Below are 25783 nucleotides of genomic sequence, written 5' to 3'. Positions count from 1 at the left end.
GACTTATGCCTTACTCAATTTTATTGGTGGACGATGATGAGGTAAACCATGACATCGCAATGACCATGCTGGGCGAAACACATAGCTACGTTTCGGCATTTAATGGGGAAGACGCACTGGCACTGTTCAGTGAACGAAAGTACGATGCTGTTTTACTCGATGTCGTCATGCCGGGAATGAACGGCTACGAGGTTTGTCAGGCAATTCGCAATGCCTCAAGCCATAACGATACCCCGGTTTTATTTGTGTCATCCAAAGACTGTATTGACGACAAACTGGAAGGCTTTAAGGCGGGTGGTGATGATTACATCACCAAGCCGTTTGATGCAGACGAGCTGGCTTTCAGAATTGAACGCCTGGTGAAGTACAGCAATGAAATAGATACTTTAAAAGTAAACTGTGAAGCCGCTGAAGAAGTCACTATGACCGCCATTACCAGTTGCAGCGAGCTGGGACTGTGCCTTGAGTTTATTGAAAACACATATCGGTGCAACACGCTCTCAGAGCTCTCCACAGCCATCCTGGCGTTGTGTCAAAACCTTAACCTAAAAGCGTCCGTACAGCTCGGGTTACTGGGAGAGTTTCGGGATTTTAGCAACTTTGGCGTAATTAACCCGCTTGAGCGCGAATTATTAAAAAAAGGCCGCGAGAGCAAAACCGTTATCAATATTGAAAAGCGGAGCTTCTTTAACAGCGCCTATTGCTCCTTGCTGGTTAAAAATATGCCCACAGACGACGAAGAGAAATATGGGCGCTTCAATGACATCCTGGCTCTGGTCGTCAGAGGAGCGAATGCCAGACTAAAAAGCCTGGAGAGCAATGTTCAGGCTATTCAGGCAAAAAACCAGGGCCTTAAGGAGCTGAGCCAGATTGCCAGCAAAGATTTAGAAAGTATCGAGCACATTTTTAGGCACTATAATGAATCGTGTCAGGAGCTGATTGAACGACTTATCTTTGATATCGAGGAGTCAATGCTAACCTTTGGGTTCAGCGATGCGCAAGAGCGGACAATTCGCGAGACCCTCGACGGCGCAAAGGACGATTTGCAACAGATACAAGCACATTCAGAAGACATGTCGACAACGTTTAATGACTTTTTTATCAAGCTGGATAAGCTCATCGATTAACGCTGGGGGTAATATCAGGATTAAATGCATCATGGCACTGGGTGTTTTTACATCGAAAGCGAGTGCCATGCTAAGCAAAGAAACCGCATACACCAGGGGCTCAAATCAGGAAAGCAACTTGCTCATTACAACCACATCCACGCCGCGATAATTAACTTGTTCCTGTGCCAGCCAGCCTAAACGCTGATAAAGCCCGCCGTCTTGTTGTTCGGTTTGTAAGTGTAGTTCCCGGACACCAAAAGACTGAGCCAACTGCTCGATTCTTTGTACCAACGCAGAAGCAACCTGCTCCCCTCTTGCGTGAGGTGCGACATACACACCGCCCAGCCAGTGCGTTTTATCCGGGTAAATGGTCATTTCGTGAAAGCGCAGATGAGCAACGCCAACAGGTTTGTTTGCCTGCATTGCCAGCAACGCCAGTGGGATAGCATCTTTTTGCAGATACCCTGCGAGCTTATCTTCAAACGAGTTTACTGTGGCGCCAGGTGTCAGCGCCCCCCACTCGTTGAAATACCAGTGAGCAACCAGCGCCTTAAACTCCGGTCGTTCTGCGAGAAAACAAAATTCCAATGTCATCATTCCTTGTCTGTTTGTTGAATAGGTCAACTGTCTCAATATTGATACATACTTGCAAGAAAGTAATAACTCCGTGCCTTTTGCCTGCTTGTACTAAACATTCAAGGCTTTTCAACTTCGAAAATTCGCATCTGGAATGCCGATTAAATCAATTACCTGATGAATATTTTAATATAACATCAAATGGCCTTTGTAATTAAAAGTGCACTTTTCTCATGGTTGGCAAGATGTGCCAGCCTCACATTTTTTTAGGACAGACTATAAAAGGAAAGTAAGTATGATCTCTAAGTTATTACCAAGCTGTGCTTCAGCGCTGTGCATGAGCGCCACGCTGGCACTCGGACTCCTGCCCACTTTCTCTGCCACCGCAGCGACACAAAGTGGATATTGTGAAATATCCAGAACCCAACCGGGCGCGCCGCCTATGAGCTGGGACAACAATGACTACGTGACAACCGCCAAGTACTCCGTCTTTGGCGCTGAGAGTTGTGAAGTCCCAAACAATGCGACTATTACCAATATTCGCGCGAGTTTTACTGCCTATGCGGATAGACAAGTACTGACCCGGGGCCTGCTGCTGGGCGATTATATACTCACAGTTAGCGCATCTTCTCCCTATTTACCTAATCCGCTAACGGGTCAGGTGAAAGCCATTATGTCAGCATACGGTGCAAACTCGTTAGGGTCTTCAACAGTTAACCTGCCTTTTAATGGTACTCGCTTAGATAATCTGTCATTCACCCTGAAGGCACAGCTGAGCAACAGCGTGAGTTTGCGGTGTGCTAATAGAAACCCGGCTGAGTGCGAAGACTATATGTATTTCGAATACACCATCGGCGTTGATTATGAATATGAAGTGCCCGGTGTACCTGATGCGCCAGGCTGGATCAATGCCTCAGCTTCAGGTAACAGCGTGAATGTGAACTGGGAACCTGTCAGCGGTGCAACCTATAAAGTTGCCATTCAATATAACAACAATAGCTGGACCGACTATCAATATATTCCGAGTCCGGCTTCAGCGTCCTATATGAGTTGGCACAACTTAAACGATGGTAATCGTCGTTATCGTGTCGTCGCTTGTAATAGCTATGGTTGCTCTCAACCTTCGCCGATCTCAAACACAGTTACAGTGCGCTCAGGCTTGGGTACACCCAACGCGCCTTACGCCAGATTAAGTGGCAATACCATCATTGTGGATTGGAACGATGTGCCTGGCGCATATCAGTATGTACTTTCAATCAAGTACAACAACAATAACTGGACTGACTACCGGTTCTACAGCGCACCAAACACGTCCAGTATCTCTTGGTCAAACTTAGGGTCAGGCAACAGGCAATATCGCGTCAAAGCATGTACGCAAAGTGGCATTTGCTACAACGCGTCACCTGCATCTAACGTTGTAAGTAACTAACGCTTTAAACCACGATGGCTGCCGACCTAGAGACTTTATGTGAAGGTTGGTAGCCGTCAATGAGTCATAAGTTGGTCCGAAAAAGCAAACCATCTACCACTCCATACCTCACACAGGCATACATCGTAAAAATACGAATTGCAAACGAACTTTGAAAGCATTGCTCATATTGATTACATCACTTTGCGCTGAATTGACTTCATTAGCAAACAGTCCCACCAACCCAGGCGCTACTCCCCCTCAGATGGATACCTTGAGTTTGCTTTATAAACAGGGAACAGCAAGTTGATAAAAACAAGAAATTAGAGAGAGCAGATAATTGATGGAAATTCCTGTTGAACCTGAAAGCATACTCGCTATAGAAGAGGCGATTACGCAAGGTATGACGCAAAATTATTGAGCACAAAGTCTTTAAATGCGCTGATCCTTGTGGGTTGATGTTTGTCTTGTAAATAAACCAGGTAGAGAGGAATGCGCTTTGGATGCCAATGTTCAAAGACTGACACTAGCTTGCCTTCTCTCAACTCCTTTAAACAGTAAATCTCAGGCACCCGAATGATGCCATTACCATGCAATGCAGAATACACCATGATCCGACCATTTTTACACTCCAGGTCGCCGTGAACACTGATTTCCTGTTCGCTACGATCATGGGGATGCACAAACGCCCAGGAGCGCATGCTGCCCGTAATACACTTATGGTTATCCAAATCTTTCGGAGTGTCCGGTTTCCCATATTTGCAGATGTAATCTGGGCTTGCATAGGTACCCATAGTCAGCTCTGTCAACCTCCTTGCAATCAGTGCTGAGTCTGCAAGCTCTCCCATCCGGAAGACAAAATCAAACTCGCCTGAAACGAGGTCAACCCGTTTACTACTGAAGTCCAGCACAATATTAATGTCAGGGTGTATTCGCATAAAATCAGCAACCAGCGGTCCAATGATGTTTTCACCAATATACCCACCGACACAATTAATTTTGATTTCGCCGGACAGCTCAGTGGCACTTTCTATTGCCCTGCTTATCGCTTGATCTATGCCAGCATAAGCTTGCTTGCACCGCTCGAAGAACGCTTCGCCCGCTGGCGTTAAATGCTGGGTACGCGTAGTTCGGACTAACAGGCTGATACCCAAACTGGACTCTAGTTGAGATAACTGTTTTGAAACTTGTGAACGTGAACACATGAGCTTTTCTGCCGCCCTGGTAAAACTCCCCTCCTCGACCAGCACCAAAAAGCTATTTATATCCGAGTAACTGACTTCTTTTCTCATCAAAATCTCTGTGTCCAAATGGAATTAATAATAAAGATTAGATCGTTTTTGTAAACAATGATGTGACTCTGACCTTATATATCACCTTCTGAGATTGCCATAGAATGCGCCTCATCATTTGGATCCCACCAGCCACTGCAACGATACGATAAAGCACTGCTGTGATATGAAGATCCTTTGCTTCGAACTCTGAGCAAACTCAACCATGTCAGAGACAAGAACTTTAACCAGCCTCACTCAAAAAGGCTGCCTTTTTAGGAGTTAAATTAATGAAAAAGCTTGTTGTTATTACAGGTGCCAGCTCTGGTATAGGAGAAGCTATCGCAAAACGTTTTAGTGAAGCTGGTTACCCGCTATTACTCATAGCACGGCGTATTGAAAAACTAACCGCACTCAACTTACCTAACTGTTTATGCGAACAAGTCGATGTCACAAACAAAGAGGCCTTTGTACAGGCCATCGCAAAAGCTGAAGCAGAGTTTGGTCCAGTAGACTGCCTAATCAATAACGCAGGGGTCATGCTGCTAGGCCAAATAGAGACACAAGACAGCAACGAGTGGCAAAAAATGTTTGACGTCAATGTTGTGGCTTTGTTGAATGGGATGCAGGCTGTACTTGAACCGATGAAAAATAGAAACTGTGGCACGATTATTAATATTAGCTCAATTGCTGGCAGAAAGACCTTTCCAAATCATGCAGCATATTGTGGAACCAAATTCGCGGTGTCTGCTATCACGGAGAATGTCCGTGAAGAAGTAGCAGACTTTGGTGTCAGGGTCACAAACATCAGCCCCGGAGCCGTAGAAACTGAATTACTGAACCACACAACGTCAAGCGAAATAAAAGCCGGTTATGAAGATTGGAAACAAACCATGGGAGGTGCTTTGCTCGCTGATGATATAGCCCGAAGCGCACTTTTCATCCAGGAGCAACCCCAGCAAGTCTGCATCCGGGAACTGTTAATTGCAGCAACTCGCCAACAACCATAAACACATATAATATGATAGACACCTAACCCCGGTACCCCTTCTCTGAACGGGCAGTTTCAAAAAATTTGTGCTGTGATGGGTGCCTTGCAATTGCGTGGCTTATGCACGCAACACGCATAATGCTGGGTGTCTTTGTCGCACCAATAACTGAGTTTCAATAATGTTTAGCCTGAACACCAAAAACAGAAACAACTGGCGCACCTCCTCACAGAGTCAAGATATCACCTACCTGTCGCAAACCGCAGCAGAGTCGATCTTTGCTTATATTTGGATGAATCATTAAAAACATATCAATCTGGCCAGTGCCGCATGCATTTGCTATTACCAACCCGATAGCTCACTTTCTCTGAGTAGGTTGTGCTTGAGCAAGGGGTATAGCAGTGGTAATTTGTTTGCTTATCTTAATGAATGATGCGTATACAGGGCTGTTGACAGGCCTAAAAGAATGTCAGTACGCCAGTCATTGTTACAGGGAACAAGCGTTAAATGTTATGGCCACAAACTATAAATTTAAAAAAGTGAAAGCTGGCAGGGATCACATTGCCGACAACTTCCACAATGCACTGAGCCTTTCTGATATGGCAAAGCATGCGCATATCTCTCCCTACCATTTTTTACGGGTTTTCAAGGACACTTATGGCGAAACGCCCAATGAATTTTTGATCCGACTCAGAGTAGCACACGCAAAGAAACTGCTGATTACCGAAAACCACAGTGTCTCAGAGGTTTGTGAGCATGTGGGTTATGCAAGTCTTGGCAGCTTTTCTTCTTTATTTTTAAAGCAAACAGGCATGGCACCGACTTTATATCGACGCAAACTTTGGGCTTTATCGGCGGAGCCTTTTTGCTTCCCCGCTCGGGCCATACCAGCCTGTTATGCTTATCACTTTTTAGGCAAATAGCGCAATATTGGAGAAACCTTTGCTGGATTTTATCTATACAATAAAGGTGAACTCACAACAAGGAATATGAAGATGATCACATCCATAGCGCATGCCACAATATATGTACTAAATCAGGACGAGGCGCTTGATTTTTATAAGAATAAGCTTGGTTTCGAAATCGGTGATGATATGAAAATAGAAGGCGGTTTCCGGTGGTTAACTGTCTATCCGAAATCGAATTCACAGCTCCAGCTGGTATTAGCAGAGCCAAAAGAAGGACCCATGTTTAACAAAGAGGCTGCCGAAAAAATCCGTAGTTTAATTGCAGAAGGCGCATTCGGCGCTGGCGTTTTCGAAACGGAAAATTGTCAGCAAACATACGAAGAGCTTGTCGCCAAAGGCGTCGAATTCATTCAGCCGCCAACAGAACAATTATATGGCGTAGAAGCCATGGGTCTGGACAACTCCGGAAACTGGTTTAGTTTGGTACAAAGATAAAACCCGATCACTAAGTAAAGTCAGCAAGTCGTGCCATGCGGCTCTGCTGCTTTGCCTTACATATATTAAGCACCTAGGAAGTGCTCGCTATTTTGTGTCTGTCACTCTCCGGGCCCTAGCTGACTAAGTGATTTTAATGGTAATAGCCGTTCCACGTGCGACCTTTGATACACACTAATATACCTAATGTAACAACAGCACATTCAAATCCGCCGGTTTTCCATCGCAAACAAATAAAACCTTATGCGCAACCAAATCGTGCTCTGTCCTGCGAGAACTTGTCGCTGCGCGTTCAGGCGGCAAATCAACTTGTTAGGCTAATATTACTATTTCGTTACACTGCTAACCAAGATTTAATAGTCCCTCGATCTCGCGAGTATCAAATGCACCCATTTTATATGGGTACTTATCCTAACCAATGAACGAAAACAGCCGTGCTGACTAGTATGGCTGGGGGATTAGTATGACTACTTTACACGCAAGATATAAAACCTGGCTGATTACACTCAGTAGCATAGGGCTGATACTTGTTAGCCTGAGTACAAAAGCAGATAGTGACTGGATCATTGGCTCCGGGATCTATGATATTACCGGTCCTGCCGCCGATCGGGGTATGGTCGGATATGGCGATGTTGGGCAAACCACCAAAGGGATTCACACACGCCTCTGGTCTCGTGCATTTGTAATTGGTAAACCAAACTCCAACCAGCTTGTCACCTTTGTCAGTGCAGATCTGCAAAGCATTACGCAAGGTGTCCATCAGGGCGTGCTCAAAAAAATCGCCAGCGACCCGCTGATTGCACCACTTTTTAACCAAAACAATGTGATGCTTAGCGCAACGCATGTTCACGTGGGACCGGGTGGTTACGATCACAACATCATGCTTAATATGAGTGCGCTGGGTTATGACGAAGATAACTACAACACCATAGTCAACGGGATATACCAGTCTATTCGTAACGCCTATCTGAGCCGAAGCTTAGGCAGTATTCAAATCAATCAGGGGCAATTGTCTGGCGCGGCAGTTAACCGCAATCTGACCGCATACAACCAAAACCCGGACGCCCATGACTATGACACTCAGATAAATGAAACTATGACCTTGCTAAAGCTTGTGAAAAGTAATGGCCAGGAAATCGGCATGATCAACTGGTTTGGCGTACACAATGTGTCGAGCAACCAGAGTCAGCGCCTTATTACCGGAGACAACAAAGGGGTTGCTGCCCAGCTATTTGAAAAGTACAAAGGGGCGAACTGGCCACTGTCGGGTCAATTTGTTGCTGCCTTCGCAAACAGCGAAGAAGGCGATGTTTCGCCCAATGTATGTGGACCGGAAGATGGCTGTGCAGGCAAAGGTAACAATGAGGCAAACGTCGCGCTATCAGCAAATAAACAGTACAACAAAGCACTGAGCCTATATAACAATGCAACAGACGGACTCAGTGGCGCATTGGACGTACGTTTTCAGTACGTAAAACTGCCTGGGTTAAACGTTTTGGGTCAATACACTGGAAATGGCAATCAACGACTATGTGAGGGTGCCATTGGATTTTCAATGACAGCCGGAGCAAGCTATGACGGCCCGTCTGGCCAGTCAGGTGTATTTGAAGGCATGACACAAGACAATGAAGGATCAAGCTGGGATCGTAGTACAGTAATAGGTGCTGTGGGCGGTGCGTTTAAGTTCATTAATGATTTTGCTGGCCTGCTCGGATTTGATAAAAACGTGCTGGGTAGTAAAACCCATGAGGCATGTCAGTACCCTAAACCTACTTTTTTACCCACACAATTGGGCTCCGGCGCACACTTGTATACAGATACCCTACCCTTCCAGCTCTTTCAGATTGGTAATATGGCCCTTGTGGGTATTCCGGGAGAAATGACCACCATGGCAGCACGCCGCCTGCGCAACGATTTACAGGCAGCGCTTGCTCCTCGTGGCATCACCACTGTGGTCTTCGCCGGGCTGGCGAATGCTTATGGCGGGTATATCACAACCAAAGAGGAATATCAGATCCAGTATTACGAAGGTGCACATACTCTGTTTGGTCAATACAGCCTGGCAGCCTATCGACAAATCTTTAACGGACTTGCCAATGCTTTGGTACACGACAATAACCTGGACACTGGTCCAAGCCCTCTGGACTGGTCAAATAAACAAAAAGTCTATGCAATTGGCGTCGTTTATGATGATAAGCGTTTGTGGGAATCTTTCGGGCAAACCTGGAGTGATGCCAACAGCAGTTATGTGCGTGGTAATAGGGTTAAGGTGAAGTTTCGCTCTGGCCACCCTCAAAATAACTTTAAAACGATGTCGAGCTTTATGGAGGTACAGCGATATGCAAATGGCGCCTGGTCTACCGTGCTGACCGACAATGATCTGAGCACTAAGTTCACCTGGATCCGCGATACTGCCGCTGACTGCATGGCCTGTTCATTTGCTCAGCTGGAATGGACTATCGATCCAAATATGCCCAAAGGTACCTACCGCATTAAGCACACAGGTCACTGGAAAAGTGGCTGGGGAGGCAAGATCCGCAGTTACTCAGGCCAGAGCCGCTCCTTTACAGTAAACTAACTCTGTTTATTGCTCGGCCATGTTTTACATGGCCCTTTTCGAACCGGACCTTTTATCAAATTCAATAACCTGCATAAGTGTACCGCCTGATGTGACTTTGCCCAGTATTCCCGCTCCAAACGCCGCCATACCCACTCTGAACTCACTCAGCTTTACACCGTCAACTCATGACAATATCGGATATACAAAATTTCTTATTCCCTCTATCATCGATTTAAAAACTTGAATATTTGCTCTATTTGGATAAACCTGACGCAGAGTATCGATACCTCAGTACTCAATCCAGATGAATAAAAACCACTATGACAACACAAATAACCAACGCAGAAAAAAGCACAGAAGCTTTCATCAGCACGCTTTACCGAGAAGCCGCACGCATACCACCCAATGAGTATCGTGTATGGGCTTTAGAACAGCTATCACGAGTCATAAACTTTGACGCGGCATTTTGGGGCAGTGGCAACAGTGCAGATATTCACTTTCATTATGTTTGTCATGTTGGCCTGGATGAAGATTATGCCTGTCAGCTGCAACAAACCCTGCCCATCAACCCTATCAAAGACGCCGTAATTAATAACCTTGGCAAACCAGTTAATATGCAGGATGTAATTGCTGACAATGACTTTTATCAATCTCAGTTATACCAGCAATTATTTCAACCATATGGTATTGAACGTATTCTGGCTGCTGGACATTTTGATCAGAACAATGGTCTGTACTCGCTGCTCAGTTTATACCGTTTTGACAGAGCGCAGATATTCACCGAGCACGAACGCCAATTACAGGAGCGACTTGTGTTTCATCTGGTCAATGCCGCCTCGCATGCCTTTTTTCTACACTTGCACGCAGGCAATATACTCCATCACAAAGCGCATGCAGCCTCCGCAATATGCGACATCAATGGGTGTTTTCACGAGGTTCAGCCCCGCTTTGTTACTCTGCTCAACGAGTATTTTCCCAATCGTACTGGTGTCACCCTGCCCTTTGCCATAGGTAAAGATAATTCCACAACGCATATTAATAACCTGACGGTCTCATTTAAAGCACAGGGGGAGCTGATGATAGTAACACTGCGTTTACCAGGCCCATTAGATTTGTTGAGTCAGCGCGAGACCCAGATTGTAGAGTGGGTATGTAAAGGCCTGACTTTCAAAGAGGTGGCCCGACAGCTGGATGTTGCCCCGTCAACCGTGTCTAATCATCTGTACCGTATTTACGACAAGATTGGCATCAACAGCCGCTGTGAGCTTGCCCAACTGGTTGATAGCCAGAGATAGGTTTAATAGTGTTGACGCAGGTGGCTTTTGAAATCCAGTGATGACTGGGACTTAGCAACAGGCTTTTAATTACGACTGACAGCTTATTGTTTTCCCAATGCACTACTCTTTACTTGCACCACTGAAATATTGAGCTCACTCAACAAAGAGGCTTAATTACCCATACCCAGGTAAATCTAAGCCCCCATTATATTGAGTGTCTGAAAAACCTTTAATTCTCATAAAATTCAATGAAAAACAAACCAAACGTGAATAAAATACTGAAAAAAGCCTTATAATTAAAAGCTCACTTACCTAACTCTAAGTCAAGGTAAAACGACACCTTCAATATATTTATTAACAAAAGTGATAGTACAGATGTCATCATAGGCCCCATCACATCAGTGGTCATGATGGAACAAACCCATAATTAAACAATAAAAACAACTTGATACAGCATCGTCATAGTGAAATACTGTGCTGGCAGAAGGTGAATTTAGTCCCTTTGGCCAAACTGATGACTTCAGTACTGTTGTTTTAATTGCCATAGTAATTAGCAGAAACAACTACACTTTTGTGTTAAAAAACACCAAAAACTCAAATTATAAACTCTACTTAAAAAGGAAATTTCTCTATGAAGAAATCATTAATCTTAGCTTCTCTGATTTATTCATCCGCAGCACTTTCAGGTACAGGGCAGGCATTAATTCCACATTATTATGTTGGAACCAACTCTTCATGCCACCTCCATATTACCAATATTTCTGATAATGATGTCCAGGTTAAGATAGATCTATTCGACCAAAATGGTAATACATATTCATCAAACATTACCTCCTGGTACGCTTTTTCAGGTTCCAACCCAGTTACTAGCACTGTTGCATTGCCTGCCAAGAAAACAGGCGCCATCTCAATGAACAAAATGGGGTCAGGCTACGTAGGACATGGTTATATCCGCTGGAGCAACGAACACAACCAAAATGACGCTTTGGTAGCTAACTTCCACTGTGATGCTACAAGTATCGGACAAAGATCGATATTAATTAACCAACAAAGTCCGTTCTAACGAAACCTCATCATCATATCTAACTCCTCTATTTGAGTTGGATTTTTCAGGGAAGCTATGAGCAACTTTTGATGCTCATCTTCCCGTCCAAACCGTCACTCAGGCACTAAGTGAGTAAAATAAAGCTGTCGAGCAGCCCAAAAATAATATAAAAAGTGAGTAGAGATTTGTTGTGCCTGTAACGCATTGGTTTTAGTCGTTTTAATATCTGACATTCAGCTCCCCGAAGTGCACCATATAACGCTATAGCTTTCATGATATGTCTGCCCACCAAATTGGTAACAAGACTCTCCATATTCGTGAATTCATTCAAGGCTTAAGAGTCAGTAGTAAGCTCAGTTAATACCTGTGGAAACTTGTTTTTACCTATAACAATGCCGCTTGCTCCACCACAATGGCGTGGCGCTGGGCCAGACGTAAATGGTCTTTGTCGTAACCGCCGCCGATCACGGTTGCAACGGGTACCCCTGCATGCTGGCAAGTTTTGAGTACCAGAGCATCGCGCTGCTCCAAACCCCGCCAGCTAATATCCAGCTTGCCCAGGCCATCGTGCTCCCAGATATCCACTCCAGCGTCGTACAATACCAAATCTGGATTAACATCTTCGAGCAAGCCTGTCAGGGTGTCTTCTACGATATGCAAGTAGTCCGCGTCTTTCAGATTGTTCGCCAGACCAATATCCATATCACTGCTGTGTTTTCGAAACGGAAAGTTTTTTTCGCAGTGAATAGAACAAGTAAACACATAAGGGTTATGTTTGAGCATGGCTGCAGTACCATCTCCCTGGTGGACATCCAGATCAAAGATCAGCACATTGTTTACTTTACCCTGCGCTATCAGGGTTGTAGAAGTAAAGACTAAATCATTGACCATACAATAGCCTGAGCCAAAATCGTAGTGAGCATGGTGCGTACCACCAGCCAGGTGGCAGGCTACCCCGTTTTGCAGCGCCAGCTCTGCAGTTTTGAGTGTGCCAAGCGGTGCGGTAAAGGTCCTCGCCATGAGCTGCTCTGACCAAGGCAGGCCAATACGACGCATCGATTTATCATCAAGTTGATTACGCCACAGATCCCACAAATAAGTATCGCAGTGCACCGCTTCCAGTGGCTCCGGTGACCCCAGCTCAGGCTGATATACATTGTCGCCAATCAACCCCATTGCCCTCACCTGCTGATAGAGATTAGCGAATTTACTCATCACAAAGCGGTGATTAGGATCGAAACTGAATGAATAGTTGGGGTGATACACCAGCGGCAGGCTGGTATTAAGTGACTGGCGGTTTATATACATATCCAAAACAACATATAACGAGGATGGCGAGAGTGTAGCGCATCTTTCCACCTTGTGGTTAGTATGGCAACATATCATCACCTAAACTTTGCGTATTTTGCCTTATGGAACTGAACTTTGCCGATTTTTCACCAACCCAGATATATCACCTTATGACTCAAACCGTGATCCCAAGACCCATCGCCTGGGTTTTAACGGAATCCGATGAACACAACTATAATCTGGCCCCCTTTTCTTATTTTTCAGCGGTATCCAGTGTGCCCCCTTTACTAATGTTTTCAGCTGGTAAAAAGCCCACAGGGGAAATTAAAGACACAGTAAAAAACATCAAATCAACATGTAGATGTGTGATACATATTGCCTCTGAGCATGATGCTGAGCTGGTAACACAAACGGCTGCAACGCTGCCGCATGGCGAATCAGAGGTGACAGCCAACGATATAAAACTAGCTGAATTCACAGGCTTTGACATGCCACGTGTCGCGCATTGTGATATCGCCTATGGCTGTGAACTATATGAAGTTCAGGAAATCGGCGACACGCCGCAAAATCTGGTGTTTGTGAAGATCATCAGTTTGTACCTGAGCGACAATGTAACTGAGCTGGATCACAAACAACGTATTAAAGTATTAGCCGATAAAGCCACCCCACTGGCACGTCTGGGTGGTGGAGAGTACTCAGGGATCACCGCACCATTTGCGAAAGTCAGACCTAAATAATGAACGCCCACAGCGATTGCCCCGTCGCAATCGCTGTGTTGTGCTTTAATGGATTTCTTCCGATTTTTTTAAACTTCAAATTCTTCTTTATTACCCACAACTATTCTGATGATTATCCCTCGCAATTTACTATAAAAATAGTCGTAAAAATCAGTGCGAGACACACCATATATCGAGATAATGGTAAAAAACATCACTGAGACAAACTGTAAAACGTTATCCAGTGTGTCATTTTTCTCAATATCAAAGTGGGCCATTAAGTATTGGGTCACGTCCAAGTTAATGACAAAGCTATAGTACACGAGTAAAAAAGCGATTAAAAATATACTATTGGTTAGTACTCGACTTATCTTACCGCAACGTGCTTCGATGCGTGCCAAGTTCATCTCCATATATGAAATTTTAACTCGCCCCTCTTCTACTTTTTTATTGAGAGATTCAGTCAGATAAACATTGTCACTTTCGAGTGTTTGTTTCTCACGCTCATATTTGGATTCCATATCACTTAACTGCGACTCCAGCGCTTTTTTCTGTTCTTCATTATCTTCGATGATTGAATTGATGTAGCTTCCTTGTTTGGTAATAATTTCTTTTGCGATACACTCAGCACCATCTTTACTGGGTGTCGAAGCATACTCGCTTAAAGAAATCAGCTTTTCAGTATAATTATAGAGCTTAACCTGAACACCTTCTTGCTCAGTTAATTTACCCTCGCCTATTAATTCGCCAATGTGCTTCTGAAACTGGCTTTTTACTTCTTTATTAATCGAGAGATTACTCATCGCATGAGCCACGATTTGATTCTTTGGTAACTTGTCGAGCGATGTGGGTAACTTAGTCCAAAGACGCGTTGCAAAGACCACGTCTGTCATACAGTGCTGGACTCTGTTTGATTCGCCTTCATCTCTGTAGTGATTTTTAAAAAATGAGGTAGCGGTATCCGCAAGCGCTTTATTTGGAGTAATAAAAATCGCGTTACATTTCTCAAGATAGCGCTTTGCTTCTCCTTTTCTGAGCCTGTAAATTGCGCATATAGAATTAACATCAGCGATCCGCGCGTCATCTGACTCCTGGTTTAATCGACTGCCCACCATAGTGTCCAGGTAGGACTCATTTATCGAGTTTTCCAGCTCGACTGTCGGAGCATCTTTGATCTCAAACCCCAACTGTTTAAGCTTGTCATCCAAGTCGATGACATATTCAAGCAACTCACCTGCGCTGATACCTCGTTGAAACGCATGATTTGCTAAGTCTCCATCAACCTGTCTGCCCTCAACCAACCCAGACGCGACACGATTAATAATTTTCTTAATTTCACTGACTGTATGGCTGAAAATACAAATTTTTGCGTCTAATGATTTGCACAAGTTAATAAGCTCATTTGTGCTTTTTTCCATTTCATCATTTACGTAACCCAGTACACGCAGCACCAATTTAGTATCGAAATAAACCTCTACACCTTTCATCTTTGACTGAAAGGTGACAATGGCAGATCCCATGTCTTGACTTGATTTATGCTTGTCATACTCAGTTATTTCGGTAATCGCCCTTAATAACGCATCCCCCAGAGCGACATCCGTAAGATCCTTGATGAAGGTTTTGCCATGCTCCGGATCGTTAATTGCTATTGCGACAATTCTGTTCAGTTCAGAGTCCTGATTACTGATGTTTGAGGCCTGAGCCTTACCGCCGAGAAAGCTAATAGCAGACTTATCCAGCCATTCTTCAAGCACTTCTTCTGCTTGAAATTTGAATCTGGAATACTCTTCAATCACATCAAATAGAATCGCTTTTATCCGGTTGATCTGCGCTTTTGACTCTCGCTCCATGTTTAATACATCTTCAATGCCTTTTTCGCTTTTGGTCCGTTCATAAATAAAAGTCGTTTTGTTTAAGGAAATGAGATCAGTGTTTGCGGAGATATTTTTAAACGTATAGCGTATCACGTTGAGCGGAATTTCAACGCCAAAGTACTTTTTTATCGCTGTCTGAACTTTGGCTTGTTCAAATTGACCATGTTTAAGATCCAATAAAGCCCTTTTGACCAAAGGCTCGACTGCATCGATAGGGCTTTTAAGACCTCGCCCAAAGGCAGCTTTAAGAAATGCGTATGCCAGAACAGATGAACTCATTGATAACACCATTTTTATTCTAATTAAGATTTAAAAGCGCAGAAAAGAAAGGTAAATCACTATAAAATGCAAAATAATAGTATCACAATATTAACCATTCTAAACAATCTTAGACAAATTCATGAGACGGTATGGGACTGGGACTTAAAACAGCTCTAACGGGCAATGCCTTACTGTAACAGTAAACAAAGAAGTGACAGCCAGAACACCTCTGCACCTCACTTCTCGATGAACGTTTGTGTATACTAGCAGCTTTGCATTAGTCAGAAGAATAATAACATGATTGGAATAGGTGAAATGGCAGCCATCAGTGCTGCATTTGTTTGGGCGTTTTCAACCCTGATATATAAGCGTTTTAGCCACCACCTTAGTCCATTTGAACTCAATGTCAGCAAAGGCGTGATCGCTGCAGCCCTGATGGTATTGTGCATGCTTATTGTGCAAGATACCGCATATCCTGTATTACCATCCAGCTGGGCCTGGTTGATTGCCAGTGGCGTTTTAGGTATTGCCATTGGAGACAGCGCCTATTTCGCTGCGCTCAGAAATATTGGTCCTGCACGCACTTTGGTCGTAGAAAGCCTGGCACCAGCTATTGCCGGCATATTAAATATCCTGATCCTGGGAGTCTATCTTAGCCCGGTTGCCTGGCTTGGGATCCTGGTAACAACCTGTGGTGTCATTGTTGCGATTAAACCTACCAAAGCTCAGCCTATCTCAGACAAAAAATACTATCTGCTTGGTATCGCGTTTGCGCTCACCGCCGCAACCTGCCAGGCCGCTGGCATGGTGCTCTCTAAAGGCGCATTAAATAGTGAAACCATCAGTAGCTTATGGGCTGCATTAATTCGTCTTGCCTCTGGTACCCTGTTTGTTGCTTGTCTGGTCGCCTGTTTGAAGTCACAAAGCCTCAATCAGGCACTGACATTGAGGCAATTGTCGGGTAAACGCTGGTTATTTATTGCTGTATTTTTTGGCACTTTTATTGGTTTGTGGTTGCAACTCATATCTGTTAACCACACCGATCCGGCAATTGCGCAAACTATTTTTGCCACAGCCCCACTCATGGTGATGACCCTGGGCCTGATCCGAAGAGAAACCGTCACCAGAGCGATGCTATGCGGCGGTGCAATTGCATTATTTGGGGTGTTTTTGCTGTTGCAAGGGTGAAGCTGCGTAACACTTAACAAATAAGTAAGGAAGCAGGAACAAAGTACCTGAACGACGCCATTGTACCTGCTTTCATATCTGCCTTACTTAGACTTGTGCTGCCAGATGCGCTTTGTAAGCTTTTACCCACTCCTTTTCGACAAACCAATCATCGCCGTTTTCTTCGATCTGCCGAATGATTTCATGGGATGTCAGTGTATCTGCCCATTTAAAAACATACTCTGCGGTGTTGATCATCGCCTTTTTCAGCAACTCTCTGACTTCATCTTCAGCAACGATATCGGCACCGCGTTCAGTGATCCAACCAGGAAGTAACCCCTTTGGCATTTCCCACTGTTTTTTAACAAAAAAGCCTTGCCTTATCGGCTCGGCCTCAATCAGCCCACCGTAGTAGATGGGGAAATAGGCGGATGTTTCCCCACAACTATTGTGCGCGTTTGTATACTGCCATTGTTCATACTCAGGAAGCTGCATAGGGTTTATCTGCACCGGACCATAGTGATCAGCATACTGCATCGGCTGCATCGCCAGGAAATCCTCACACTCAACATAGTTATAGAAAACTACCGTCAGATATTTTAGAAAAATGCTCTGGGAATGAGAAATGTTGGCCAGTTCAAAAGCCAACATGTAGTTGTCATCGGCGAAGTACCACCCGCCATTATTAAACCTGAAACCCAGAGGTAATAGATACTTGCTCCCCAGCTCTTCTGAAAGACTATAAAATTCATTGGCTTTCATTCTGATACATTCCTTTTCGTACTCTCATAAATTGTCTAAATCATGGATATAGTAACGTAGAAAAGGCGTTAAAAAATACCAGCTCCACTACTTACTGGCATAAAACAAGCGTACGTTGTTTAGAAGTAAGACCTGCCTCTGTGTTCTGTCTCCCGGTTCGCGCTCCCCGGTAAACACTTCACCCACAGTAAACCCCACTGCAAGCACATACGTACAAAGCCCTAACTGTATAAAGAATGGAAGTTAAACATGGCTAAAAATGTATTAGGTGGAGCGCTGCAGTCTTGCTGCACAGATCCGTTGACCGGCTTTTTAAGGGATGGATTTTGCAATACTAATCATATGGACGTTGGTACTCACGTAATTTGTGCAACAGTCACAGAGACTTTTTTAACCTTTACTAAATCCAGAGGTAACGACTTAAGCACACCGTATCCGGAATATCATTTTCCAGGCTTAAAACCGGGAGATAGGTGGTGTTTATGCGCACTGAGATGGAAAGAAGCCTATGAAGCCGGGGTGGCACCACCTGTTAACCTCGAAGCAACACACGAAAATGCGTTGGAGTTCATCTCATTAGAGGTTCTCAAAGCGCATCAACAATAATACGGCAGGTTTAAAAAACACTTTCTAGTCAGGGCATGCGTAAAAACAGTGCTCTGTGCTAGATTGCTGCGACTTTTCAACCAACGGCATAGCTACCTTACGTTTTTATAACGAAAAAACGCTCACACGTGATGTAACGAAGACCCGGTCATAAGAATATTTTTGACCGCCCAGGATGCCTCACAGTTGTAAGTTATAAATAGAAAAGCAGCCATCCGGTTTTGTGAGCATGCCCACAAACCACTTAAGCGGCTTTATGTTAAAAAAGGCTTTGGCGCAAAGCTAGCTTCAGTCTTCACTGAAAACCGGCACTTTGTAAAACCGCCAGTCATTCTCGACACCACTTTGCCACAGCTGTTGAAACTAAATGAGATGAATGCTTAGTCAATTAGAGTTGTCTTACAAAAAGAAACTAAGATAGAATACCGTTTTCAAAATAGGGAAAACCGATGAAATATCTGATCGCTTTATTTATCTTGATATTTAGTGTGGGGTCTTACGCGAACTACCAGTCTCAGGGTCAAGTAACAAATATCATGACCACTTCGGGTAAGATTATAGTCACCGTTAAGAACGTCAATGGTGCCATCGACAAGTTTTGGTTTACGCCAGACTCAGACATCAACCGTGTATCTCTCTCATTATTCCTCACCGCAAAAGCGACACAGGGTACTGTTTGGGTGAGTGGCTCAGACACAATTGATAATATTCAATACCCACACAAGGCAAGAAGATTCATCGCGATGGATTTCAAATAAAGTGCACTCCAGGGTAAGCAGCCTTTCAGACTACTTACCTTTACTACTCAGCTTTACTTGCTAAACACTCTCGCTTAAAAATGTACTTTTCCAGCACCTTATCCAGCTCATCCGTTTTAAACGGCTTTCCGAGATGCGCATTCATGCCTATGCTCAGGTATTTATCTACCTCGCTTTGCATGACGTTGGCTGTTAATGCGATGATCGTCAGTCGCTCTTTATCATAGGTTTCACGAAGGATACGGGTGGCTTCCATACCATCCATCACAGGCATCTGAATATCCATTAATACAAGGTCAAATGCGCCATCGCACGCCTTGATTGCCTCAATCGCCTGTTGGCCGTTTTCTGCAATCACAACCTCTAAGTCAAAACGATCTAAGAGCTTGGTCGCCACAATGCGATTAATCTCATTGTCTTCAACGAGTAGCACCCGAAACTCACCAGCTGCACAGGCAGATTCTTCTGCCTGGTCTGATTGCTCTGGGTTATTCTTTGCAGCAGTTTGGCTGGGCGTATCTTTAACAAAAATACTGATCAAGTCCTTTTTTAGTAATGGCTTATAGAGTATCGGGTAGTTCACTTTTGTCGCAATACTTTGCTCTGTGTGCGCCGTGTAAATGACAACTTTTGCAGGTAACACCGCTAAGGTTTCTAGTCTCTCTAGCAACTCATTGGCTTCACAGTCGGGCAATATCCAATCAAGTAGTAGCATGTCAAAAGTATTCTCTGATAACGCAGCCTCAGCTTGCCGTCCGTTTTGCGCACGCGACACAGTCAGCCCCACTGACGAGGCAATGTTATCACTGACCTCCATGTAAATTGGGTCATCTTCTACGATTAATATTTTGCCTGCAATACTGGCAGTCGAGACTTCCTGCTCGGTTAATGATGCCTTACTAACCGTGTTCAGAGGTAAACGAACGCTAAACGTAGAACCCTGCCCAACTTCACTGACCACCGCGATATTACCCTCCATTAGCTCTGTCAGTAATTTACAAATTGTCAGTCCCAGCCCGGTGCCACCGTAGCGACGCGTTGTGGATGCCTCAGCCTGTGTGAAACGCTCGAACAGCTGATCAACTTTGTCTTGCTCTATCCCTATCCCGGTATCTGTCACTGAAATCTCTACCCAGTCACTCGATGCTGTTTTAGTCTCTCGATGCACAGCAAGCGTAATCGAACCGGATTCCGTGAACTTTGCTGCATTCGACGTGAAGTTAAGCATAATTTGATTGATCCGAACGGGATCGCCGACGTACCAGTCACTGAGCAAAGGGTCAATATCGAAAATCAGCTTGACCCCTTTGGTATTGGCAATGGGCGTGATCAAAGATCTCAAGTTATCGAGTAACTCCTCAAACTGAAAAGGCGTTTGCTCGATATTAAGCTTCTTAGATTCAATTTTTGAAAAGTCGAGAATATCGTTAATGATGGTCGTCAGTGCATTTGCCGAAAAGCGCACTTTCTCAAGGTAATTTCTTTGTACTGAGGTGAGCTCTGTAGCCAGCAGGATATCAGTCAGACCCATGATCCCATTCATGGGCGTTCTTATCTCATGTGACATATTGGATAAAAACAAAGACTTGGTTTCAGCAGCCTGATTCGCCTGCGCATTGGCTCGCTTCAGATCGCTCATCAACCGCAGCAACACGACAATAATGAGAAGAGAGACCAAGACAAGCAGGAAGAGGATCGACCTTGTCATCTGCCAGTAAACGGTGTCGACCTGTTCGCTAAGGTGCTGCGTTTCTCTCAAAATGGCCGTTGATAGCGTGCTGTTTTGTATTGGTACCAGTAGGTTTGACGCAGGTAATGCATTCTCGAGTATAAAACCTATGTGCAAACGCATTACCCTGAAACTGCGGCTTTCCTGTTCAAACTGTTCGAGTGATGTCATAGAGCGCATTAACTGCTCACGTACCACTTCAACCACAGTATGTGAATTGGTCACCTGTAAATTAGACACCAAAGCAGCACTTTTACTGACTGCTAGCTGGGCTTGCGTCGAATAAGCATCTTTTTCCAACTCCTGCTTTGCAATGTAACGGTAGGACGTTTTGAGCATAGAAGCCAGCTGCATATATGTGTCAACGGCGTCATGAAAGTGCGTAACGGCGAGGCTCATTTCGTCGCTTAACAAGTCCCGGGCGAGCAGTTCATTGTATGCACTTTCGAATTCCAGCTGCTTTTGAGCATGCCTGTCAAAGTGATAAATATTGCTATCCATTGCAGATAAGGTTTCGAGCGATAATTCTGTTGTCGCCCTGTTAAGTCGCGCTTTCAGCGCCATAGCAACCTGAGTATCTTGTAATTGATGATATTGCGTGATGGCTTGCGCGCCAATCCACCAAATCAATCCAAGTATTGCTCCTTCAAAAAGGTATTTCATTCTTTTAATGACCTCGGCAGTTCGCCTGAAAAGGCATGTAGCAGCGCTTCCAGATCAGAGACATCCTCATCACTGAGTTCTAACCCTAGCTGTCCGCTCGCCATTATCCGGATCGCATCCGACAATTGCACCACAGAACCATTGTGAAAATACGGTCCTGTATGTGCAACGTTCCGTAAACTGGGCACTTTAAAGACAAACTTATCTTGCTCGTTACGGGTTAACTGATACCGCCCGGCGTCATTGAGTAATGCTTTGGGCATACGATCCAGGCGACCCATTTTCTGATAAATATTGCCTCCGATATTACGCCCCTGATGGCAGGTCACACAGCCCAGTTCAACAAACTTTCGATATCCACGCTGCTGTTGCGCTGTTAACGCCTGCTGATTACCTAGCAAATAAGCGTCAATGGGCGTATTTTCGGATACCAGTGACATCTGAAAGGCGACTATGGCCTTGGTAATATTCTCAGGCGTGATTCCGTCTTCGGACAAGGCTTCGAAGCTGTTAACAAAGTGCGGCTGTTGATTAAGTTTGCCAATCACCTGCGGCCAGTTGCTGGCCATCTCTAACGGGTTATGAATGGGTAACGGCAACTGACTGGTCAGGTCAGGACTACGCCCATCCCAGAATTGCCTGAAGTTAAAGACCGCATTAATCACACTCGGGGCATTGCGATTCCCCAGCTGCTGATTGATACCAACAGAAACAGGAAAACCGTCATCGCCGCCATTATAGAGGTCATGACAAGAAGCACAGGACGTTGTGTTGTCCGCCGAAAGCAATGGGCTTTTAAACAGGGCTTTGCCAAGCTGCACCCAGCCAACATCATAGTGTTCCAGGCGCGGCAAGGGTTGAATGGCGGCATCTACCCATTGGCTGGAATAAGTGACTAAGTCTGCGCTGTTATTAATAACAGGCTGGTGACGGCGAGTGTCTTTGAAAAAATAAAATTGCAACGCAAGCGTTAAAAATACCATTGCCAGCGCGCTAAATACTGCCACCACATACTTGATACCCATACAAATAATATCCCTGGTGAGCTTATTTGCTCTCAATTATGAGGGTAAGTATAGACACTTAAATCAAAAACCCCCATGACTACCAGGATAAGACGAATGCAACCGGTACCACTTGCTTGGTCACTGTCTGGATATTCTCAGTCAGATTAGCTCGTTGATCATGAGCCATTAACACTGATACTGTGATTAAAAAGCAAAGATTTGAATTAGCACTTTCCCGCCCCCGACTTTCTCATGAGCGGTTAGTTTCACTTAATTTCACTGTACATTATGTACTGAGGGCCAGCAGGACCACCCAAATATTTGTCTTCACATTCAGTTAGCCCGGCTTTCTTATAACAAGCATATGCCCCCGGATTTTGACAATTAACACCCAGATATAGCCAACGGAATTGCGCATAATGTTCCGCCAGGTAACCTAACACAGCCACCATTGCCGCACTGCCCAACCCTTTCCCCTGATACTGCTGACCAATCACAAACGCACGTATACCAAGCGCACCGGTCGGACAATAAGCAAACTTTTCTGCATACGCCAGATCCAGCTTAAAGTAGCCAATCAAAGTGTCCTGATGATAAATAACATGGAGATGCGTGGTCTCACAGATCTCTTCGAGAAATTCTTGCGCCGTGCCAGCAAAACGAACCTGCTCGCAGGCCAGCCCAATGGATTTAACCGCTTCAGTGTCAGCAGGTCTCAGCTTTTTAATTGTGATCATATACGACCTTAATTTGTTATAACACAACAAAACTGCTACCAATGTGTGTTTGAGAGAACCCACATGAGTGTTTTGATCTCTAATAGGAACAAACAACGTAACGAACAACAACGCGAGAATCAAGAAAAGCGAGGTGAGGTGTTCTGGTCAGCACAGTGTAAAACGAACAAACGTCATCTATTGAGAAAAATAGCACGCGCCTTTACCCAAAACGCATGTCTGGTTCGATACCGGGGAGCCAATTCTAGCAAAGTTCGAGATAGTGTCTCCCCGCTTGCCCTAATCAAACTTAGGGTAATGGCTATTGCTTGCCCAACTGCTTTAAAAAAGCCAGTTTCTGCTGCTCTTGTGCACTAGGCGTATAAGCTTGTCTTTGAAGATCCGAGAGATCGACCTCATCCAGTGCAAACTCGCTGACTTTACTTCGGCCAAAACGTGCTTTTTCCTGCGGCGAGCCAGACATCCGCTCTACCACGAAAGTCTTTAGCTTCAGGCCTGATGCATGGTTCGGCAACACACTTTGATGGATCTTCATGGGCAATGTCTGCACACCTTCACTCAGGCGTTTTCTGGCAACCACATGAGACAAAGGTTGATCGCCTAAAAACAGATTTGCTCTGACTCGATAAATCCCTGCTTCCTGCACATTCAGTCTGGCATCTATCAGTAGATCACTGCCGTGTACCCTTGCCTGTTCCAGATTTACCAGCTCAGCACTGGGCTTCATATATTGCACCTGTGCGACTACGGGGATTTCATCACCTCTGACATGTGCCCGCACGGTCAGTTGCAATGCTCTGGGAAAATCTTTTCTGCCAGGTATGCTGGCGATATAACTGCCTTCTTGCTCAAGCAGGCTTTGGGTTATCAGCACCTTATTACTGTCCACCTCGCTTACCATCACAGTGGCACCATAAATATCACTACCAGTCAGCATTAACTCTATTGGTTCTGGATACACAAAACGATATTGGCTCACTTTGAGTGTCAATACCTGTTCAATATCCTGTGTCGGAATGGTCACTGGATAAAAATGATTGGGTGTCAGCCTGTCACTGTCTTCCAATGTCAAAGGTTGGGAGTATGGGGCATGGCGTAATTGCTGCTCATAAAGCTGAGCAACTTTGCTTGCGGCATCAGTCATTTCTATCGGAATATGACGCTCTGACTGTCGTACTGATTTTACCTGAGGTGTGTTTTTTGTGGCTTGTTCTGGCTGATGGTTAGCCACCTCAGCGTTCAGTGTCTTAGCAACTGCGCCATGGTGAACGGGCTCAGCGTCACCGCTGAGCCACCAATAACCAAGCCCGATTGCCAAAAACGTCAGAATAATGAACATTCGGGACTTCATCCTGACCTCTCTTATTGCATCGCGTTAAGCATTAGACGAGACAGGCTGTTATTTCCTGAGTTTTCAACATAGCGATAAGTACTTTTCCAGAACCAGGCACCCGTTTCTTCTTCGTAGGTGTTGAAGTTGATAGTGCGACCATCCGCTAACTGGCGGCTCGCTTGTGCGGCAGTCACTTTGCCTTCAGCCCGATCGTTAATGACAGAAAAGTGGTCATAGTTATCACTCATAAGCATAGGGTAATGATATGGCATAAACCCGCTAACAGCATCGCTTTGCGACGCAAGCTTGCCGCTAGTTGCAACGCTTGCACTACAGCTACCAAAATCGTCTGCACGGCTGGCACCACATGCAGAGTGAGTTGCGACAACACTGTCATCTGTGCCTTTGAGGAAGAGTTTAGTTGCCCCCAGGAACAAGGTTCCATCAGCAACAAAGCGTAGCCTTGGCGTTCTGGCTTCTGGCAGAGCGGCGATCTGTCTGGCGTTATTAACTTTCAGGTCATTCAACACACCCAGCCGACCTTCAACTGAACCACCTAACCAGGCTCTGATAGCCGCTTCAAGCAATGGATTCAAACCTGATGTGCCCTGAGCAACACTCACCGCTAAATCGGCCAATTCACTGCCACCACCAGCACCCGCAATATCAAAGGTCGCAACAATATTAAGCGGTGCTAAGCCTGCGTTCTCAAGCCAGTTTGCCTGATTATCCAACAGATAACGCGCAACCAGATCACCCGTAGAGTGAGTGACCAGAATACAACCTGGCTGACAAGTTCCCTGTTGCGACATTTGTTTCAGCTTTGGCCAAACATAATCGCTGGCTATCTTGCCTTCGATACGCTCCAGCGCTGGCCAGTCAATACGTACATCTGCATGTTGGCCCCAAAACTCTGACCAGTAAGACTCCCCGTCACCAATTACATCGATTGGATAGCCTGAAGTGATCTGGCTGGTCTGAAGACCATGGATAAGTACGACTTTATAACCATTTGCAAATGAATTAAATGCGACCGAGCCTAGCAAGAATAGCCAGGAAAAACGTAGAAAGTACTTGATTTTGTGCTGCATAATTTCCTCTTAAATCCTATTAAAATCATTATGTTCAGTGACCAGTCTTCAGATTTCGGTTATCCGGTAATACGCCATACCGCGAAAATTACATAGAGCGCAACTGCATACAAGCATCACTCATCTGACGTCTGACCTTTTAGTTAAAACG

The 25783-nt window shown here is 44.9% G+C and carries 22 protein-coding genes; 12 read left to right on the top strand and 10 right to left on the bottom strand.

Annotated features, from left to right (window positions below; genetic code table 11):
* The first annotated feature begins 5 nt into the window (after positions 1-5).
* The gene (locus tag QNM19_RS04565) at positions 6-1127 is read left to right on the top strand and encodes a response regulator (RefSeq protein ID WP_049864326.1); all 1122 of its coding nucleotides are present in this window, start codon (positions 6-8) and stop codon (positions 1125-1127) included.
* 105 nt (positions 1128-1232) lie between these two features.
* Here the strand turns inward: QNM19_RS04565 and QNM19_RS04560 are convergent, their stop codons facing one another.
* Positions 1233-1703, bottom strand: a complete 471-nt coding sequence (locus tag QNM19_RS04560) for a GNAT family N-acetyltransferase (RefSeq protein ID WP_197094276.1) — start codon at positions 1701-1703, stop codon at positions 1233-1235.
* Positions 1704-1980: 277 nt separating this feature from the next.
* Between QNM19_RS04560 and QNM19_RS04555 the strand changes: the two genes are divergently transcribed.
* On the top strand, positions 1981-3114 hold the full coding sequence (locus tag QNM19_RS04555; RefSeq protein WP_049864327.1) for a fibronectin type III domain-containing protein: 1134 nt from the start codon (positions 1981-1983) through the stop codon (positions 3112-3114).
* A gap of 371 nt (positions 3115-3485) precedes the next feature.
* Here the strand turns inward: QNM19_RS04555 and QNM19_RS04550 are convergent, their stop codons facing one another.
* Positions 3486-4385, bottom strand: a complete 900-nt coding sequence (locus QNM19_RS04550) for a LysR family transcriptional regulator (protein ID WP_049864328.1) — start codon at positions 4383-4385, stop codon at positions 3486-3488.
* A 269-nt stretch (positions 4386-4654) separates the two neighbouring features.
* Between QNM19_RS04550 and QNM19_RS04545 the strand changes: the two genes are divergently transcribed.
* The 6 genes from QNM19_RS04545 (at position 4655) to QNM19_RS04520 (ending at position 11656) form a co-directional block, all read left to right on the top strand.
* Positions 4655-5374, top strand: coding sequence for an SDR family oxidoreductase (locus QNM19_RS04545; RefSeq protein ID WP_049864329.1), 720 nt, complete (start codon positions 4655-4657; stop codon positions 5372-5374).
* A 491-nt stretch (positions 5375-5865) separates the two neighbouring features.
* Entirely contained in the window at positions 5866-6276 is a 411-nt protein-coding gene (locus QNM19_RS04540; RefSeq protein WP_049864340.1) for a helix-turn-helix domain-containing protein, read from the top strand.
* Positions 6277-6348: 72 nt separating this feature from the next.
* Entirely contained in the window at positions 6349-6756 is a 408-nt protein-coding gene (locus tag QNM19_RS04535) for a VOC family protein (RefSeq protein WP_049864330.1), read from the top strand.
* Between the two features lie 463 nt (positions 6757-7219).
* Complete coding sequence (locus tag QNM19_RS04530; protein WP_049864331.1) at positions 7220-9334, top strand: neutral/alkaline non-lysosomal ceramidase N-terminal domain-containing protein; 2115 nt, start codon at positions 7220-7222, stop codon at positions 9332-9334.
* Between the two features lie 302 nt (positions 9335-9636).
* A complete protein-coding gene (locus QNM19_RS04525; protein WP_049864332.1) occupies positions 9637-10611 on the top strand; it encodes a helix-turn-helix transcriptional regulator in 975 nt (324 codons plus the stop codon).
* Between the two features lie 613 nt (positions 10612-11224).
* A complete protein-coding gene (locus QNM19_RS04520) occupies positions 11225-11656 on the top strand; it encodes a hypothetical protein (RefSeq protein ID WP_049864333.1) in 432 nt (143 codons plus the stop codon).
* A gap of 366 nt (positions 11657-12022) precedes the next feature.
* Here QNM19_RS04520 and QNM19_RS04515 read toward each other — a convergent pair whose 3' ends face one another.
* On the bottom strand, positions 12023-12946 hold the full coding sequence (locus tag QNM19_RS04515) for a histone deacetylase family protein (protein WP_284026382.1): 924 nt from the start codon (positions 12944-12946) through the stop codon (positions 12023-12025).
* A 104-nt stretch (positions 12947-13050) separates the two neighbouring features.
* Here QNM19_RS04515 and QNM19_RS04510 point away from each other — a divergent pair, with 104 nt between their 5' ends.
* Positions 13051-13665, top strand: coding sequence for a flavin reductase family protein (locus tag QNM19_RS04510; protein WP_284026381.1), 615 nt, complete (start codon positions 13051-13053; stop codon positions 13663-13665).
* 68 nt (positions 13666-13733) lie between these two features.
* On the opposite strand, the gene QNM19_RS04505 is transcribed toward QNM19_RS04510, so the two are convergent.
* Entirely contained in the window at positions 13734-15797 is a 2064-nt protein-coding gene (locus QNM19_RS04505; protein ID WP_049864335.1) for a hypothetical protein, read from the bottom strand.
* A gap of 279 nt (positions 15798-16076) precedes the next feature.
* On the opposite strand from QNM19_RS04505, the gene QNM19_RS04500 reads away from it, so the two are divergent.
* The gene (locus QNM19_RS04500) at positions 16077-16967 is read left to right on the top strand and encodes a DMT family transporter (protein WP_049864336.1); all 891 of its coding nucleotides are present in this window, start codon (positions 16077-16079) and stop codon (positions 16965-16967) included.
* Between the two features lie 87 nt (positions 16968-17054).
* On the opposite strand, the gene QNM19_RS04495 is transcribed toward QNM19_RS04500, so the two are convergent.
* On the bottom strand, positions 17055-17708 hold the full coding sequence (locus tag QNM19_RS04495) for a hypothetical protein (RefSeq protein WP_049864337.1): 654 nt from the start codon (positions 17706-17708) through the stop codon (positions 17055-17057).
* A 249-nt stretch (positions 17709-17957) separates the two neighbouring features.
* Between QNM19_RS04495 and QNM19_RS04490 the strand changes: the two genes are divergently transcribed.
* Both QNM19_RS04490 and QNM19_RS04485 read left to right on the top strand, forming a co-directional pair.
* Entirely contained in the window at positions 17958-18314 is a 357-nt protein-coding gene (locus QNM19_RS04490) for a DUF2237 family protein (protein WP_049864338.1), read from the top strand.
* Positions 18315-18763: 449 nt separating this feature from the next.
* The gene (locus tag QNM19_RS04485; protein ID WP_284026380.1) at positions 18764-19072 is read left to right on the top strand and encodes a hypothetical protein; all 309 of its coding nucleotides are present in this window, start codon (positions 18764-18766) and stop codon (positions 19070-19072) included.
* Positions 19073-19115: 43 nt separating this feature from the next.
* Here QNM19_RS04485 and QNM19_RS04480 read toward each other — a convergent pair whose 3' ends face one another.
* From QNM19_RS04480 to QNM19_RS04460, 5 genes are all read right to left on the bottom strand, one after another.
* Entirely contained in the window at positions 19116-21464 is a 2349-nt protein-coding gene (locus QNM19_RS04480; RefSeq protein WP_284026379.1) for a hybrid sensor histidine kinase/response regulator, read from the bottom strand.
* Positions 21461-22489 carry a cytochrome-c peroxidase gene (locus QNM19_RS04475; RefSeq protein ID WP_049866317.1) on the bottom strand — a complete coding sequence of 343 codons (1029 nt, stop codon included), beginning with the start codon at positions 22487-22489 and terminating at the stop codon, positions 21461-21463. Before QNM19_RS04475 ends, QNM19_RS04480 begins: the two co-directional genes overlap by 4 nt.
* 248 nt (positions 22490-22737) lie before the next feature.
* Positions 22738-23208, bottom strand: coding sequence for a GNAT family N-acetyltransferase (locus QNM19_RS04470; protein WP_049866316.1), 471 nt, complete (start codon positions 23206-23208; stop codon positions 22738-22740).
* Between the two features lie 301 nt (positions 23209-23509).
* Positions 23510-24559, bottom strand: a complete 1050-nt coding sequence (locus QNM19_RS04465) for a hypothetical protein (protein ID WP_284026378.1) — start codon at positions 24557-24559, stop codon at positions 23510-23512.
* 11 nt (positions 24560-24570) lie between these two features.
* The gene (locus QNM19_RS04460) at positions 24571-25632 is read right to left on the bottom strand and encodes a hypothetical protein (protein ID WP_049866314.1); all 1062 of its coding nucleotides are present in this window, start codon (positions 25630-25632) and stop codon (positions 24571-24573) included.
* Between the last annotated feature and the right edge of the window lie 151 nt (positions 25633-25783).

The sequence above is a fragment of the Pseudoalteromonas ardens genome (genome assembly GCF_030125445.1).
GTDB classification, from domain to species: domain Bacteria; phylum Pseudomonadota; class Gammaproteobacteria; order Enterobacterales; family Alteromonadaceae; genus Pseudoalteromonas; species Pseudoalteromonas ardens.
Note: the sequence above shows the minus strand (reverse complement) of the source record. Positions and strands in the feature narration are given on the sequence as shown.